Source organism: Streptomyces sp. NPDC059679 (assembly GCF_042734105.1).
Lineage (GTDB): Bacteria > Actinomycetota > Actinomycetes > Streptomycetales > Streptomycetaceae > Streptomyces.
In genome coordinates, this window is the sequence record NZ_JBHWES010000033.1 from 33751 (window position 1) to 47636 (window position 13886).

A 13886-nucleotide genomic window follows, 5' to 3' on the forward strand; every position below is an offset into this window, starting at 1 on the left:
CCGCGCCGGGCGCGGGCCCCGGCGCGGGTCCCGCGGGAGCGGCGTCAGGGAGATGTCCGATGAGGGTACGCAAGGCGCTGGTGGCCGCCGCCCGTGGGCTGGTGCTCGCGATCGCCTCGCTGGCCGGGTCGATCACGCTGTTCGTCCTGGTGGTGCTGTCCCTGGCCTTCATCCCGCTGGGCGTGGGGGTGCTCACCACCCCGCCCCTGCTCGCTCTCGTCCGCGCCCATGCCAATCAGCGGCGGCTGCTGGCCGCCCGCTGGTCCGGCGTCGAGATCCCGCTGCCGTACCGCGCCCTGCCTCCCGATCGGCGCGGCGGGCTCGTGGGCGTGGTGGAGCAGTGCTCCCTGCTGCTGAGGGACCCGGCGACCTGGCGGGACCTGTTGTGGCTGATCGTCGACATGACCGCCGGGGCCGTCGTGGCGCTGCTGGCATGCGCCCCGATGCCGTACGCGCTGGAGGGCTGGGTGCTGGCGCTGGGCACCTGGCACCCGATCGTGGGCGCGACGGGCACCTACTGGTACGGATTCGTCCCGGTCACCTCCCAGGCCACCGCGAACTACGCCGCTCTGCTGGGCTGTGGCCTCCTCGTCATGGGCATCTTCACCTCCCCCGTACTGCTGCGCGCGCACTTCCTGGTCGGCCGGGCCTTTCTCGCGCCCACGCCGCGGATGACGCTCGCCGAGCGGGTCCATCACCTCACCGAGACCCGGCACGACGCGGTCGACACCTCCGCCGCCGAGCTGCGCCGTATCGAGCGCGATCTGCACGACGGCGCACAGGCCCGGCTGGTCGCCATGGGCATGAGCCTGGGCACCGTCGAGGCGCTGATGGAGAAGGACCCGGCCAAGGCCAAGGAGCTGCTTGCGGCGGCCCGCGCCAGCTCCGCCGAGGCGCTGGCCGAGCTGCGCGACCTGGTCCGCGGCATCCATCCGCCAGTGCTGGCCGAGCGTGGCCTGGGCGATGCTGTGCGGGCCCTGGCGCTGCGGATGCCGCTGTCCGTTGAGGTGGAGGTGGACCTCCCGGGGCGGACCGACGAACCGGTCGAGACGGCGGCGTACTTCGCGATCAGCGAGCTGCTGACAAACGCGGCCAAGCACTCCGGCGCCGACCGGGTGTGGATCGACATCCACCACGACGATGGCGCCCTGCGTATCGCGGTGACCGACGACGGGCGGGGCGGGGCTTCCCAGGCGGATGGCTCGGGGCTGAGCGGGGTGCAGCGGCGGCTGGGCGCCTTCGACGGGGTGATGGCGATCAGCAGCCCGGTCGGCGGGCCGACGATGGCGACGATCGAGATACCCTGCCGGCTCTCCGCCCAGCGCCCCACCGTCTGAGGAGTCGCTATCTGAACCCGTTGCTGCCTGAGGGAGCCGGAAACCGGGGGGCGGAGCGTACGACACGGGTGTTAGCGTGCGGCAGTCGGCCGCGGGACTCCGGTGCGACTTCCGGAACCCGCCTGTTAAGCGATGATTCGCAGCTCGTGCCCCCATTCCCCGGCCGACACCCGCACACCTTGCCGCCAGGAGACCCGAGATGGAGAACCAGACCGACCTCGTGGCGGCCGAGGACCTGCTGCTGTTCGTGAACGCGGCGATCACCTCGACCGGACAGCGGGAGTTCCGCTCGGGCGAATGGCAGCAGCGCATGTCGCTGGACTTCCTGCATGCGTATGTGCTCGGCAACTACCGGGAGCTGTACGCGGCGACGCTCGCGCTGGACATCAACCACCACAACGCGGCACTGATCGTGCGCAGGCTGCTGGAGACCGCCTCCGAGGCATCGCCCGAGCAGCGCCGCACCGAGGGGCGGCTGATCGCCGGGCGGCTGGCCCTGCTTCCGCCGCAGCGGGTGTACCGGCTCTTCCGCGAGCTGCGCCGGGCCGGGGTCAACAACCGCCGTACCCGGGCCATCATGCGGGACTGGCTGGCGGCCCGCCCCGAACCGGCGCTCGACGCGGTCAAGTACCGCGCCGGGGTCAAGGCCGCCGCCCGCCACGCCCATCTGCCGCTCGACACCGAGATGGGCCTCTTCCTCTTCGCGCCGCACACCCGCAAGGCCGGCTTCTCCACCCCCTTGTTCGAGTCCTGGCGCCGCGCCCACTACACCCAGAGCGCGCTGTACGAGCTGCCGTACACCGTCGCCGAGGGGTTCGCGGTCAAGCACGGCATCGACCGGGGCGCCTTCCTGGAGCGGATCGCCCCACGGCTGACCCGGCTGGAGCGGCTGCGGCTCCAGGAGTCGGCCCGTAAGCACCGGGCGGACGCGGTGGTGGGCGACCTGGCCGCCATGCCCCTGACCCGGCTGGCGAGCTATGTCCTCTCCCTCCCCCTGGACGACCGGATCCGCCGCCGCGAGGAGCTGACCGCCGCGCTGCGGTCGGCCGCGCGGCGCACCGCGGGCCCGCGCGCGGGCAGTTGGGGCCGGGTGGCCGCGGTGCTGGACGACAGCTTCTCGGCCTTCGGCTCGGCGCAGAAGCGGCGCCGCCCGCTGGCGGTGGCGCTGGCCTGCCACTTTCTGCTGGAGGCGCTGGCAGGCCAGTTGATCCCGCTGTGGCTGTCCGGCCGCACGGACGCGCTGCTGATGTATCCGCTGGGCCCGACACCGCTGGGCGCCCGCGTGCTGGACGCGCTGGAGCACCGCCCGGACCGGCTCGTCATCGTCTCCGACGGCTGGGACAACGCGCCCCCCGGCCTGGCCGGCGAGGTGCTGCGAATATGGCGCACCCGCCTTGACCCCGAGGGCCGCACCAGTGTGGTCCACCTCAACCCGGTGTACGACGCGGCGGACTTCGACGTACGGCGGCTGGCGCGGGAGGTGCCGACCGTCGGGGTGCGGGACGCGGAGGACCTTCCGGCCCTGGTGGAGCTGGCCCAGTTCGCGGAGGGCCGCACTCGCGCGGCCGAGCTGTGGACGCATGTGGACGCCCGCGTACGGCGGTTTCTGGAGGTGGAGGGATGAGCCGGGACACGACGCTCGTGGCGCTCACGGGCCTGACCGCGCTGCCCTCCCAGGTGTGGGGCGCGATCCGTCTTGTACCGCTGGTGCGGGAGGAGCCGATCACGGATCTGCGGCTCGACGACCGGCTGTACGGCGATGACTTCGCGGCCGTGGCGGTCGACCGGCGCACCGCGTACTGCTCGTACATCCCGCACGGCTACGTGGCGAACTGGACCGACGACGGCACCCCCGCGTCCTCCTACGGCACCCAGCTGCGGCGGGACGCCGACGGACCGCGCCCCGCATGCGTTCCGCTGCGCTTCCACCGCCGGATGGCCCGCCGCGTCGACAAGAACCGGGTGCGTTTTCTGCCCCTCCACCTGGCCCTGGAGGGCTATCTGGCGCTGCACTTCGGCGGCCCCTCGGTGGTGTGGGAGGAGTGGTCGCGCCGGGCGGTCAGCCGCGGTCTGTCGCCGCGGGTCGAGCAGGCGTATGCCGGGGCCGAGGTGGAGGGGTTGCGCGACGCGCTGCGGGTCTTCGAGATCCACCCCGGCCAGTGCGGGGTCATGGTCTACGCGGCCGACGCCCTCGCCGCCGCGTTTGTCGTGCCGCACCCCGACGACTACCGCGCCCTGCACCCCTCGCTGGTCCTGGACCTCTTCGGGGAACTGATCCACCAGTACACCACGCTGCACGGCCCGGTCCCCGAGTTCCGGGCCCGGATCGACGACGGCGCGGTGGGCTCACTGGCCGAGCTGCGGGCGGAGGCCGCCCGGCATCAGCGCGAGTGGGCGGAGTTCCACGACCACACCATGGCGGGCGGGTTGCTCGACGAGTCGTACACCCGCCAGCGCGTCCGCACGATGGGCCCCTTCGCACTGTCCCGTTTTCTGCCGCCGTTCCACCGCAACACCGAGCAGCACATCGGCGAGACCATCACCCACGAGGACGGCCGGCTGGCCTATCTCAAGACCTTCCGCCTCTCCGAGGCCCAGACCCGGCGCGGCCATCTGCTCACCCTCCTCGCCGCCCACGACTGGCACTTCGGCGTGACCGCCGACGCCCTGGGGGTGAGCCGCGACCAGCTCGCCACTCGTGTCGAGCAGGCGGGGTTCGGCGCGCTGCTGCGCCAGGACATACGCGACCACTACCGAGCGGCGGCGCGCCGCGCGGCCACATGAGACCGGTGGCCGGCCACTAGAACCCCGGTCGGCCCAGGGCCTGGAGCGCCTCCCGCCGCGCGCTGTCGTGGCGTTCCTGCCCGGAGCCGACGAGGGTCCTGGTCAGGCCGCTGTCGGCGCCCTCACCGTGTTCCTTGCTCCAGCCCACGACGAGGGCGTCCACCTGCCGCTGACCGACGTCGAACGTCTTCATGTTGTCCAGCGCCGCCGCCTGGCCGGCCTGGGCGACCTGGTCCTTGCCCCACTCGTACATGCCCACGTAGAGGATGGATTGGACCACGTTGCCGAGGACCGGTACGGCGGCGGGCGTCGACGGAACGAAGTTGAACGCGACTGCGGGGACGGTGAAGGCGGCCGTACGGACGTCCGAGGCCCACTGCACCGCCTTGTCCCTCTTGTCGAAGGCGATATCGGAGCTGACCCCGTCGTAGAAGCCGAAGGCGGAGGAGGCCGCATTGATGGCAGCGGTGCGGTCGTTCGGGTGCTTGAAGTCGGTGCCGGCCAGCGTCTGGGCCGCGTACTGCCGCTCGGCGGTGTACATCCCGGCGTAGGCGGCGGGGTCCTCCGACACACCGCGCATGATGCGGGACAGCTCCTCGGGGGACACCGCCATGCGGACCGTGCCGTCGTCGTTCCACACTCCGTCGCCGTCCGCGTTGACCTTGTAGTTCTCGTTGGTGCGGGACAGGATCTCGTGGGTGTCGGCCGTGTAGTCCATGAGCATATGGCCCAGGTTCGACCGCAGGTTGGCGGGCATCTCGTCGCCGCGCCAGTCCTTGTTGAGGAGCTTGATGGTGTCGTGCATGACCCGCGCCTCGGCCTCGGTGTGCCCGCCCAGCGGATGCTCGGTGCCCGGCGCGTGGCCGGTGGCGGCCGCCTCCAGCGCCGCGCCCAGGCCCAGGCGGTTCGCCGGGTCGTCCCTGGTGGCGCTGCCGTAGCCGGTGGCGGTCTCCCACGCGGGCCAGTCGCGGTCCTGGAGCAGATACTTCAGGCGCTCGTTCCCGCCGTCCGCCCCGGGATCGAGATAGGACGTCGCGACGTCGGGCTGCTTGCCCATGATGCCGAGGACGGTGTCGAGCGGGTCGCCCGTGTAGTCGCCGTGGCCCGCGTTCAGCTGCTTCCACCGGCCGGTCCCGAAATCGTCCTTCTGCTCCACGGCGATGATGTCATCGGCGACATCGGTCAGGAATTGCTTCCCGTAATTCTTGCCGTGCGTCATCAGATCGGCGAACGACTGATAGCCGGTGAGCGGGTTCAGCTCCTCGCCGAAGTTCTCGTCGCCGACCTTGCGCAGGCCCTCGCGCCACTTCATATAGAAGGGATCGGAAGGAGACTTGGTGGCCGTGGCGATCGATGTCGCCACGCCTTCCTGGAGGGCGGTGAAGTCCTTCTTGCCATCACCCTTGCCGAGGCTGTGGAACTTGTTGTTCAGCTCGATGACGCCCTTGGGTCCCATGCCCGCCAGGAAGGTCTGGCTGAACGGCTTGTCGTGCTCGTTGTCCCGGAACAGCCGCTGGAATTCGGCCATCTCCTCGCCGCTGAGCTTGTCGCCGGAGTTGAGCTTGGTCGCGAACTCCTGGGCCTCCTTGGCCTCGACCTTCTCGATGTCACCTTCCGCCTCGCCGTTGAACCCGTTGACCGCTCCGTCGAGGGGGTTGGGATCCCGCACCGCCGCCTTCAGCGCGAGCTTCACGCCCTGGTCGGCGTCGTCGACCGCCTTGACGGCCGCCGCGATGTGTTCGGTCCACGACTGCTCGGTCCGGTGCAGGTCCGGGTCGTGCCGCGCGGCGTTGGCCGCCGCCTCGCTCGCCTTCGAGAAGTCGTAACTCGCGATTCCGGCGTCCGAGACCTTCATTCCGGCCCTCACCGCGTCCGCCACCGCGGACTTCACCTTCCCGCGCAATTCCACGAACTGGTGGTGGGCGTCGGTCAGCAGCGCGGCAATGGCCTTCGCCTCCTTCTGGGCGGCGGTGAATTGCTCGTCCGTGACATCCATCGTGTCCGTGGCGACGAAATTCGCCTGGCCGTGCCAGCTTCCGTCAGTGCCTACCGATTTGACATCCCTCCGGTAGACCTTCTGAGCGTCCGAGAACTGCTTCGCGGCCTCCTTCCATTGCCCCGCGGCGGTCTCCAGGTACGACAGTTCAGCTGTCATGACCTGGTGATACGTGAGCACGGTTTCCCCCATGGCTGAGCGGCAGCGGTACGTAGGTCGAACCGCGACAGTACCTCTGACCTGGAGGAACGGGCCGATTTCTCGACCCAGTTCATAATGTCGAAAGAAACCTGTCATAAGGAACGGGAAAACGGGTAGCAGCCGCCACGGCATCTTTGTGACCCGGCTCACCCATGACCTACCTCACGAAGATTTCGGGACCTCCACCCGTACCTCCTTGCGGAGATCAGCGGCAATCTTGGCGGACTCGTCAAGCGTCAGGCTCTTCGCCCCCTCGCGCGGCACCACGGTCACCACGGTGTCGTAGTCGGCCCATGTGCACAGCGCCAGCGTATTGGGCTCCCCCGGGCTCGGGTCCTCCTTCGCCCGGATCATCTGACACTTCATGACTCCGTTCTCGAACCCCTCGGGCGACTTGCGCTCCGGGGTACCCACCACATCGGCGTCACTGTCGCTGCCGCCCGCCTGGCTCTTCTTCTTCAGGGTGCTGAAGAACGCGTCGACCGACTTCTCCGGGTCCTTCACGTCTCCATAGGCGCCGAGCATCTCGAGCTTCTTCCCACCACTGGTGGCGGCCCACTCCGCGTTCACCCCCGTACCGGTCGCAAGGCCGAACGCCTGCGCGTCCTCGCCGGTCAGCGTCGTAGTGTCGGAGTCCTCGCTCTTGTACGCGCCAAGCACGGTCTGGGGTGCGGTGATCTTGTACTGCTTGCCGTCGTCGGTGAGCTTCCCGCCGCCGTCGTCGCCGCTTCCGCCGCCCATCAGCATGACACCACCGACGATCGCCCCGACGACGACCACGGCGCCGATCACCAGGCCCACCGTCTTGCCCTTGCCGCCGCCGCTCTGCGGGGGCTGCGGGGTCTGCGGGTAGCCGTACCCCGGCTGCTGTGGGTAGCCGTAGCCGGGCTGCGGTGGCTGCTGCTGCGGCGGGGCGTACGGGCCGTAGCCGGGCTGCGCGTACGGGCTCGGGGCCGGATTCGGGGCCCCCTGCGCGTACGGATTCGGTACCCCCTGCGGGGGCTGGCCGGGCGGCGGGCCCGGCGGCTGTCCCGGAGGCGGGCCGTACGATCCAGGTGGCGGCTGGTTGTAGCTCATGGGCTGCGGCCTTTCCCCCGAAGGTGATTTCTGAACAGGCGTCATGCAACGGGACGCGACAAGGAGTGTGCCGGGTTCCGCATACGGTCGCCACCTGACTTGACCTTCACATCGATGTCAGACTTTAGCGTTGCCCTCATGACGACACCCACGGCCACGCCTACGCCGACGGCCACTCAGACGCCCCTCTCCCTCTACGGCTTCCTGCGCCCGAAGCCGGAGCGCGCCGACGAGGTCAGACAGCTCCTGTCCGCCCTCGTGGAACCCACCCGCCAGGAAGAGGGCAACCTCCAGTACCACCTCCACGAGCACGAGGACGGCCGCCTCTTCCTCTACGAGGTCTGGCGCACCCAGGAAGACCTCGACCGCCACAACGCCCGCCCGCCGCTGCGCGACTTCCTGGCCAATCTGCTGGACTACCTGGAAGAACTCCCCGAGGGCTACTTCAACACCATGACCAGCGACTACCCGCAACCATAGGGGCGGCGGGCGCGTCCGCTTTGACGATGAACGAAAGAAAACACCCCGTCGGAGTGGTTCCCTGGGCCGTGGCGGCGGGCACGGTCGCCTGGGGCCTGGCGGGGAGCTGGCGCGCCGAGCATATGCGCAACTACCCCTGGAACGTCTGGACACCGATCGGCTACGGCGCGGCCAAAGGGGTCGTACTGGGGCTCCTGGCGGGCTGGTGCGCGGTCTGGTTGCTGCGGCTCGGAAAATCGACCACGCAGCCCGGTGGCGGCCGGGTCCGTACGGCAAGCCTCGCCTTCACCGGCGGTCTGCTGGCCGGCATCACCCCCGGCACGATCCGCGACTTCACGGGCCCGCCCCAGCCCCGCACCCTCTACTACTTCGACGAGCCGAGGCCCGCCGCCGAGTGGTACTGGCAGCCCCTGCTCTCCGAATGGCTGACCTACACCGTCCTCCCCGCCCTCGGCTGCGCCCTCGCCCTGACAGCCGCCGCCCTGCTCGCCGCCCGCACGTCCCGCCGTGACGCCCTCGGCTGGGCGGTACTGGCCACCGTCGGCGTGGGTCTCCTGCTGCTCCCCCACTACGCGACCGCCGGACTGCCCCAGGCTCAGGGCAATGGCGACCATGTCAACGAGTCCGCCACCGCGGCGATGACCGTCTGGGGGACGGGTCTGGCGGTACTGGTCGGCTCCGTGATACTGCGGAGGAAAATGAGGCGAGCGACCAGCACCGCGTGAAGTCGCCTGCCAGAACAAGGGAGCTGTCGATGACCATCCGCCGCGTCATGCCCATCGTCCACTCCGAGGACATGGAGCAGAACCGGGACTTCTACGGCAGGCTGGGCTTCGAGGAGGTCATGAACCTCGGCTGGATCATGACCCTCGCCTCCCCCACCACCCCGGCGGCCCAGGTCAGCATTATGACAAGCGACAAGACCGCACCGGTCTCGCCCGACATCAGCGTCGAGGTGGACGACGTCGACGCGGCGTACGAGGCGATGCGCGACGCCGGCGCGGAGATCGTCCACCCCCTCCAGGACGAGGAGTGGGGCGTCCGCCGCTTCTTCGTCCGCGACCCGGGCGGCCGGGTGGTCAACGTCCTGGGCCACCGCTAGCTTGCGCGGCAGGACAACAACATTGCGCTCAGGGTCAATTACACTCCGAAGCCCCGGATGGGACGATGATCGTCTGACCAGGGCTGCGGAATAGCCCATACCGCCAACCGCGACAAGTCACCCAAGCGTCCGTAGCCGTCTCCACCGACATGGGTTCACTGCCGAAGGGACACGCCACCATGTCCGTCCCGTCTCCGACACCTGGCTTACCCCCGTCCCCGCCCACCGCCGAGGGGACCCGGTCGAGCCCGCAGCCGACACCGTCGCCCAAGCACAACCCTCCCCCGCATCCCGTACCGCCGTGGGGTGACCCACCGGATCTCCGGGTACGCGGCCGCTCCGGGGAGAGGACCGCGCCCGGATAGGGCGAAACATCGCCCGTTCGTTCAGTCGGTGATGTACCAGTTGTCCTTCAGGTACTCCAGGGTGCTGGTCCCGATCTCGTTTTCGGAGAAGGTGACCGAGGCCTTGACCGCCGCGGCCGGGATGTCGAACTTGTCGGGGCCTCGTACGACGACCTGCTGCGGGTCGACCGTCGCGGTCTGCAGGGCCTTCTTCTGCGTGGGCGAGATCATCTGGAACGTGACGAGGAACGTGGAGGTGCATGGGCCGAACCCCTGGTCCTCCGCCTTCTTCGCCGCGGGCCCGCCCACGTCGCAGACGGTCTTGATGTCCTCCCGGCCGACGGCGTGCAGATACTCCTCGTACCGCCGGATCGCCCCTTCCTTCGTCCTGGGCACGGCCTGGTCCGTGGGCTGACCTGTGGGCTGGCCTGTGGGCTGATTAGTGGGCTGGTCGCTGGGCTGGTCCGTCGGCGGCTTGTCGCCGGACCCACAACTGTCGTTGGTGAAGATGCCCGCCAGCAGACGCCCCGGGTGCGGGCCGTTGGGCCCGTTGAAGCCGCTCACATGCTGCTGCGAACCCCACCACCCGGCGTACCCCCACCACGGCTCGCCGTTGACGGGGCGGGCGTGCTCCCAGGTGCGCCATTCGGCGCCGCCCTTCGAGGGCCGGTCGCGCATGCCATTCACCCAGTGGTCCTTATCGGTCGGATAGGAGCCGTGTGAACCACGCGCCGAGTACACCGTCGGATGCCCGTCCTGCGGATCCAGTTCCGACCACTTCACGCTGCACGTGTCCTTGCCGTGCTTCGCGAACGTCACCGCCTCCGGCTTGCCGTCGCGCAGTTGGACCGCGACGCGCTCCCAGTCACCCTCGTGCCGGTTGCCCGGGACCAGGTTGTTGTAGGCGTAGAAGAACCAGTAGACGTACGCCGCGCGCTTCGGGTCGGACTTGTGCTTGTGGTACTCCCAGTAGACCGGCGCGTCAGTGCCCTCGCCCTTCCGCACCGCCTTCGGCGGGTCGAGGTAGAAACCACCCTTGTCCTCCGTCGAGGTGTGCCACTTATCGCCGTGTCCGGGGCAGGACACCGGCTTGGACGAGGACTTCCCCGGTTCCACTTCCGCATGCTTGTAGGGATCGTCCTTACTCCCCAACCGCCGCGGGTCGACCGGATCGGCCACCGGTCCCTCGTCACGGCAGAAGCCGTCGTGGTCGAAGCGCAGCGCGGACCGCCCGATGAACCGCGTCGCGTCCATCGGCAACAGCGACTCCCCCTTGGCCAGCCGCACCAACGGAGCGAACCGCGCGGCTTCGGCCGCGGACCCCTTCGAAGGCTCCGCCCCCGTCCACTCCTTCTCCTTCTCCGGCCCGCACGCCACCAGCGCCACCGAAAGCGACACCGCCATGCCCACCGCCGCCCGCACCCGAGCCCTCACCTGGTCCCCCTTTGGTCGCCCACCAGCAGCCACTAGCACGTCAGGATGTCATCACGCGGAATCCGGCAGAACGGTTCCCGCGAGGTCATACGGCCGAGCCGACGATCAGGCCGCTGAACACCCCCGAGCCGGTCCAGACACCTCATGGGTATGGCCCGGACATGCCGCCGGGTACACCTGGTATCCGGTGTACCCGACACATGCTCAATGGGATTCACTCGACAGGGCGTCAGCGAATCACCAATTCTCCGACCAGTAGAGAGCGTTCATCGCCGCACGGACAGGAGCCGCACCGGTGCGGTCGTAGACGGGCCGAGCAGGCAGGTTTTGGTACAACTGCCTGTAGGTGCCGGTGGTTATCTCGTTGATGGTGTCGTGCTTCCAGCCCCTGTTGCCCGCGTAGTACCACACCCTGTGATCCGCCGACATTCCCAGGGCAGATCCTGCAAGGTATTGGTCGTCGGCCGCGCCAATGACGGTCCAGTCGGTTCCCTGGGCCGACTGCGGGTTCTCGCCCGCCCACCGAAGGAAATCGGAGCGCGGCTGCATCTCGCGGCATTGAGTGGTCCGCTCGGCCGCCCAGCAGAAGCGGCTCAGGAATATGCCGTCGTGCGGGGTGGCGATGGTGACCGCATCCTCGACGAGAAGAGAGCGCGGAAATCCTTCCTCTTTACGCTCGACACCGGTGATGGCCGCCCGCGCGATCAGGCCCCCCATGGAGTGACCGACAAGGTCCACCGACTTCCCATACTTGGAATAGTTGTCGTAGATGTGATTGGCGAGCTTCTTCCCCAGTTCCTTTATGGAGGTGTTCTTGTTTCCTGCGGCGATCTTTGTGTTGCAGTTGGTGTCGCCGGCGTAGAAGCCGACGAAGTGCAAGGGACCCGACCACTTCTCGTCCTCGAAGAGCTTCTTGGCCGGGCCCCAGGATTCCAGGCAGCTGCTGCCGGTCGCGTCCGTGGAGACGCCCAGGTAGCCCTTGATGAAGTAAACCGGTTCGCTGGACGTGTTGTCCCGGGGCGGCACTGCGGCAGTTTCCGTTACAGCGGTTCCCAGGTCCTCGTCGGCCGACGCGGACGCGGCCGTCACTCCGCCCGTCACCAGCGTCGCCACCATGGCCACCAACGCGATCGCAAGGCGCGATAATCCACCCACACGCATAGTTCCTCCTTTGTCGTCAGGCGAGAACTGCAGACATCTCGTTCACGGTGCACGCCGAACTTTGGAGGAGCCTTGGGCAAACCTTGAATCGCCTGGTCGGATTCCGAGACAACGCTCAACTTTCACCAGCGGGAGATCATCCAAGCTCGTTCGGACAAGGGAAGCAGTCGAAGCCGGACACCAGTAGCGTAGGTGAGGCCGCACCACCCGAGAGTCTCCCGGGTGCGTGGGGCGCCCCTACAGGGCTGCCCCACGCGGAAACCTTCTCTTCGCGCTCAGCCGTGCTGCTCCTCGGGCTTCGGCGGCGCGAGGGCGAACCACACCGCCTTGCCGGTGACGCCCGCGTCCTTGTCGGTGTAATCGACCACACCCCAGTCGTCCGAACATGACTCGACCAGCGCCAGGCCCCGGCCGCCCTCGTCGTCGACCTCGGCCTGCACAGGCCGGGGCAGGACGGAGCCCGAGTCCCATACGGTGACGCGGAAGTCCGGCGGCTTCGGTTGCCAGTCCATGCTGACGTACGAGTCGGTGGTGGTGTTGCGTAGGGCGTTCGTCGTCAGCTCGGAGACGAGGAGTTCGGCGGTGTCCACGAGGCAGTCGAGGCGGGCCGATTTGAGGATGTGGCGGATGGTGGCCCGTACGACGCCCACCGCACGCGGGTCCTGCGGGATGAACAGGCCGTAGGACCAAGGCGATTCCGGCGTGCGCATGTGGCAGCCTCCAGGTGAGTACCTTGCGTGACTGGCGCCATACTCACCGTAGGCTTACAGGTGCCATCGCTGCAACCTTCTTGCTCCGATGTGTGGTTACGCGATGGACTGGCCCGAGGGAAGGGAGAACCGTGGGACTCAGAAGCAGCCCAACGTATCGGCAGCGACGTCTGGGGGCGGAGCTGCGCCGCATGCGCGAGCAGAGTGGTCTGTCCTCGTACGAGATGGCGGCGCGGCTCGGCATGAAGCAGCCGCAGCTGAGCCACATCGAAGCGGGACGCACCACGATCGGCGTGGAGCGGCTGCGGGTGCTGGCCGCCGAGTCGGGTGTCACCGATAGCACGTTTATCGAAGCTCTGATCGAGATGGAGCAGTCGTCCGGCAAGGGATGGTGGAGCGGGTTCCGCAAGCGTCTGCAACAGCCCTACCTCGATCTCGCCGAATCCGAGGCCGCGGCGGTGTGCCTCAGGAACTACGAGCCGATGTTCATCCCCGGCCTGCTGCAGACGCGTGAGTACGCGACGGCCGTCCATCGGGACGGGTACGCACGGCTCTCCGCGGAGGAGCAGGAGGCCGCCGTCGAGTTCCGGATGGATCGGCAGAAGATCCTTACCGGTGAGCACGCTCCCCGGTTCCACGCGATCATTCACGAAGCCGCGCTGCGCCCGTCCATGGGGGACCACGAGCTCATGCGCGCGCAGTTGCTGCGGCTGGTCGAAGCGTCCCGGCTGCCGAACGTGACCGTGCAGATCCTGCCGTTTGACGGCCCCATCGCCTTCGGCACCGGCTTCCTGATGATCGAACCGCTCGTGGCGGGCCTGAGCATGACGCTCGTCTCGCACGTCGAGCAGATGCTATACCTGGAAGACGCGGCCTCCATCGCCCGATACGACGAGCACTTCGCTAGGTTGGAAGCCATGGCGCTGGCTCCCATCGACGCCACAGCAGCACCCGAGAATCGCATCGCCAAGGACTCGCTGGGGCTGATCCAGCGCATCCTGTATCCCCTGCTCTAGGAGAGGCATCGATGTCGCGGCTGATATGGCGGAAGTCAAGCTTCAGCGAGGGAGGAGCCCTCAACTGCGTGGAGGTCGCCACCGACCCCACCGGCACCCTCCACCTCCGGGAAAGCGACGACCCCCACACCGTCATAACCACCACCCCCACCACCCTCCACGCACTCCTCCGCACCATAAAAACCGGCGCCCTCGACCACCCAGGCCACTGATAACCCCTCGCTCACCTCACGGCGGTACATTC

General features: G+C 68.6%; 13 protein-coding genes. 8 read left to right on the forward strand and 5 right to left on the reverse strand.

Features of this window, described 5'->3' with window-relative positions:
• Nucleotides 1-59: 59 nt before the first annotated feature.
• From ACFV2X_RS30520 to ACFV2X_RS30530, 3 genes are all read left to right on the forward strand, one after another.
• Nucleotides 60-1337, forward strand: coding sequence for a sensor histidine kinase (locus ACFV2X_RS30520; RefSeq protein ID WP_385622503.1), 1278 nt, complete (start codon nt 60-62; stop codon nt 1335-1337).
• A gap of 199 nt (nt 1338-1536) precedes the next feature.
• Nucleotides 1537-2961, forward strand: a complete 1425-nt coding sequence (locus ACFV2X_RS30525; protein ID WP_385622506.1) for a hypothetical protein — start codon at nt 1537-1539, stop codon at nt 2959-2961.
• Nucleotides 2958-4121 (forward strand): hypothetical protein, encoded by a 1164-nt coding sequence (locus ACFV2X_RS30530; protein WP_385622508.1) that lies wholly within the window; start codon nt 2958-2960, stop codon nt 4119-4121. Before ACFV2X_RS30525 ends, ACFV2X_RS30530 begins: the two co-directional genes overlap by 4 nt.
• A gap of 16 nt (nt 4122-4137) precedes the next feature.
• Here ACFV2X_RS30530 and ACFV2X_RS30535 read toward each other — a convergent pair whose 3' ends face one another.
• Together ACFV2X_RS30535 and ACFV2X_RS30540 are read right to left on the reverse strand one after the other, a co-directional pair.
• Nucleotides 4138-6276, reverse strand: a complete 2139-nt coding sequence (locus ACFV2X_RS30535) for a DUF6571 family protein (RefSeq protein WP_385622511.1) — start codon at nt 6274-6276, stop codon at nt 4138-4140.
• Between the two features lie 204 nt (nt 6277-6480).
• Complete coding sequence (locus tag ACFV2X_RS30540) at nt 6481-7395, reverse strand: hypothetical protein (protein ID WP_385622514.1); 915 nt, start codon at nt 7393-7395, stop codon at nt 6481-6483.
• A gap of 138 nt (nt 7396-7533) precedes the next feature.
• Between ACFV2X_RS30540 and ACFV2X_RS30545 the strand changes: the two genes are divergently transcribed.
• Genes ACFV2X_RS30545 through ACFV2X_RS30555 form a run of 3 tightly spaced genes read left to right on the forward strand, consistent with a single transcriptional unit; the run spans nt 7534 to nt 8977 of the window.
• Nucleotides 7534-7875: a putative quinol monooxygenase gene (locus tag ACFV2X_RS30545; RefSeq protein WP_385622516.1), complete on the forward strand. Its 342-nt coding sequence runs from the start codon at nt 7534-7536 to the stop codon at nt 7873-7875.
• A 26-nt stretch (nt 7876-7901) separates the two neighbouring features.
• Nucleotides 7902-8600: a hypothetical protein gene (locus tag ACFV2X_RS30550; protein WP_385622518.1), complete on the forward strand. Its 699-nt coding sequence runs from the start codon at nt 7902-7904 to the stop codon at nt 8598-8600.
• Nucleotides 8601-8629: 29 nt separating this feature from the next.
• Complete coding sequence (locus tag ACFV2X_RS30555) at nt 8630-8977, forward strand: VOC family protein (RefSeq protein ID WP_385622521.1); 348 nt, start codon at nt 8630-8632, stop codon at nt 8975-8977.
• 386 nt (nt 8978-9363) lie between these two features.
• On the opposite strand, the gene ACFV2X_RS30560 is transcribed toward ACFV2X_RS30555, so the two are convergent.
• From ACFV2X_RS30560 to ACFV2X_RS30570, 3 genes are all read right to left on the reverse strand, one after another.
• Complete coding sequence (locus ACFV2X_RS30560) at nt 9364-10755, reverse strand: PT domain-containing protein (RefSeq protein ID WP_385622522.1); 1392 nt, start codon at nt 10753-10755, stop codon at nt 9364-9366.
• Between the two features lie 237 nt (nt 10756-10992).
• Nucleotides 10993-11916, reverse strand: coding sequence for a hypothetical protein (locus ACFV2X_RS30565; RefSeq protein ID WP_385622524.1), 924 nt, complete (start codon nt 11914-11916; stop codon nt 10993-10995).
• Between the two features lie 275 nt (nt 11917-12191).
• Entirely contained in the window at nt 12192-12626 is a 435-nt protein-coding gene (locus ACFV2X_RS30570) for an ATP-binding protein (RefSeq protein WP_385622526.1), read from the reverse strand.
• 131 nt (nt 12627-12757) lie between these two features.
• Here ACFV2X_RS30570 and ACFV2X_RS30575 point away from each other — a divergent pair, with 131 nt between their 5' ends.
• Together ACFV2X_RS30575 and ACFV2X_RS30580 are read left to right on the forward strand one after the other, a co-directional pair.
• Nucleotides 12758-13642 (forward strand): helix-turn-helix domain-containing protein, encoded by an 885-nt coding sequence (locus ACFV2X_RS30575; RefSeq protein ID WP_385622528.1) that lies wholly within the window; start codon nt 12758-12760, stop codon nt 13640-13642.
• 11 nt (nt 13643-13653) lie between these two features.
• On the forward strand, nt 13654-13854 hold the full coding sequence (locus ACFV2X_RS30580; RefSeq protein ID WP_385622530.1) for a DUF397 domain-containing protein: 201 nt from the start codon (nt 13654-13656) through the stop codon (nt 13852-13854).
• Nucleotides 13855-13886 lie beyond the last annotated feature (32 nt).

What these genes read in the sequence shown, in the direction of transcription:
- ACFV2X_RS30535 (WP_385622511.1), bottom strand. Translation starts at nt 6,276, where the DNA reads ATGACAGCTGAACTGTCGTACCTGGAGACCGCCGCGGGGCAATGGAAG.
- ACFV2X_RS30540 (WP_385622514.1), bottom strand. Translation starts at nt 7,395, where the DNA reads ATGAGCTACAACCAGCCGCCACCTGGATCGTACGGCCCGCCTCCGGGA.
- ACFV2X_RS30520 (WP_385622503.1), top strand. Translation starts at nt 60, where the DNA reads ATGAGGGTACGCAAGGCGCTGGTGGCCGCCGCCCGTGGGCTGGTGCTC.
- ACFV2X_RS30530 (WP_385622508.1), top strand. Translation starts at nt 2,958, where the DNA reads ATGAGCCGGGACACGACGCTCGTGGCGCTCACGGGCCTGACCGCGCTG.
- ACFV2X_RS30525 (WP_385622506.1), top strand. Translation starts at nt 1,537, where the DNA reads ATGGAGAACCAGACCGACCTCGTGGCGGCCGAGGACCTGCTGCTGTTC.
- ACFV2X_RS30555 (WP_385622521.1), top strand. Translation starts at nt 8,630, where the DNA reads ATGACCATCCGCCGCGTCATGCCCATCGTCCACTCCGAGGACATGGAG.
- ACFV2X_RS30565 (WP_385622524.1), bottom strand. Translation starts at nt 11,916, where the DNA reads ATGCGTGTGGGTGGATTATCGCGCCTTGCGATCGCGTTGGTGGCCATG.
- ACFV2X_RS30580 (WP_385622530.1), top strand. Translation starts at nt 13,654, where the DNA reads ATGTCGCGGCTGATATGGCGGAAGTCAAGCTTCAGCGAGGGAGGAGCC.
- ACFV2X_RS30550 (WP_385622518.1), top strand. Translation starts at nt 7,902, where the DNA reads ATGAACGAAAGAAAACACCCCGTCGGAGTGGTTCCCTGGGCCGTGGCG.
- ACFV2X_RS30545 (WP_385622516.1), top strand. Translation starts at nt 7,534, where the DNA reads ATGACGACACCCACGGCCACGCCTACGCCGACGGCCACTCAGACGCCC.
- ACFV2X_RS30570 (WP_385622526.1), bottom strand. Translation starts at nt 12,626, where the DNA reads ATGCGCACGCCGGAATCGCCTTGGTCCTACGGCCTGTTCATCCCGCAG.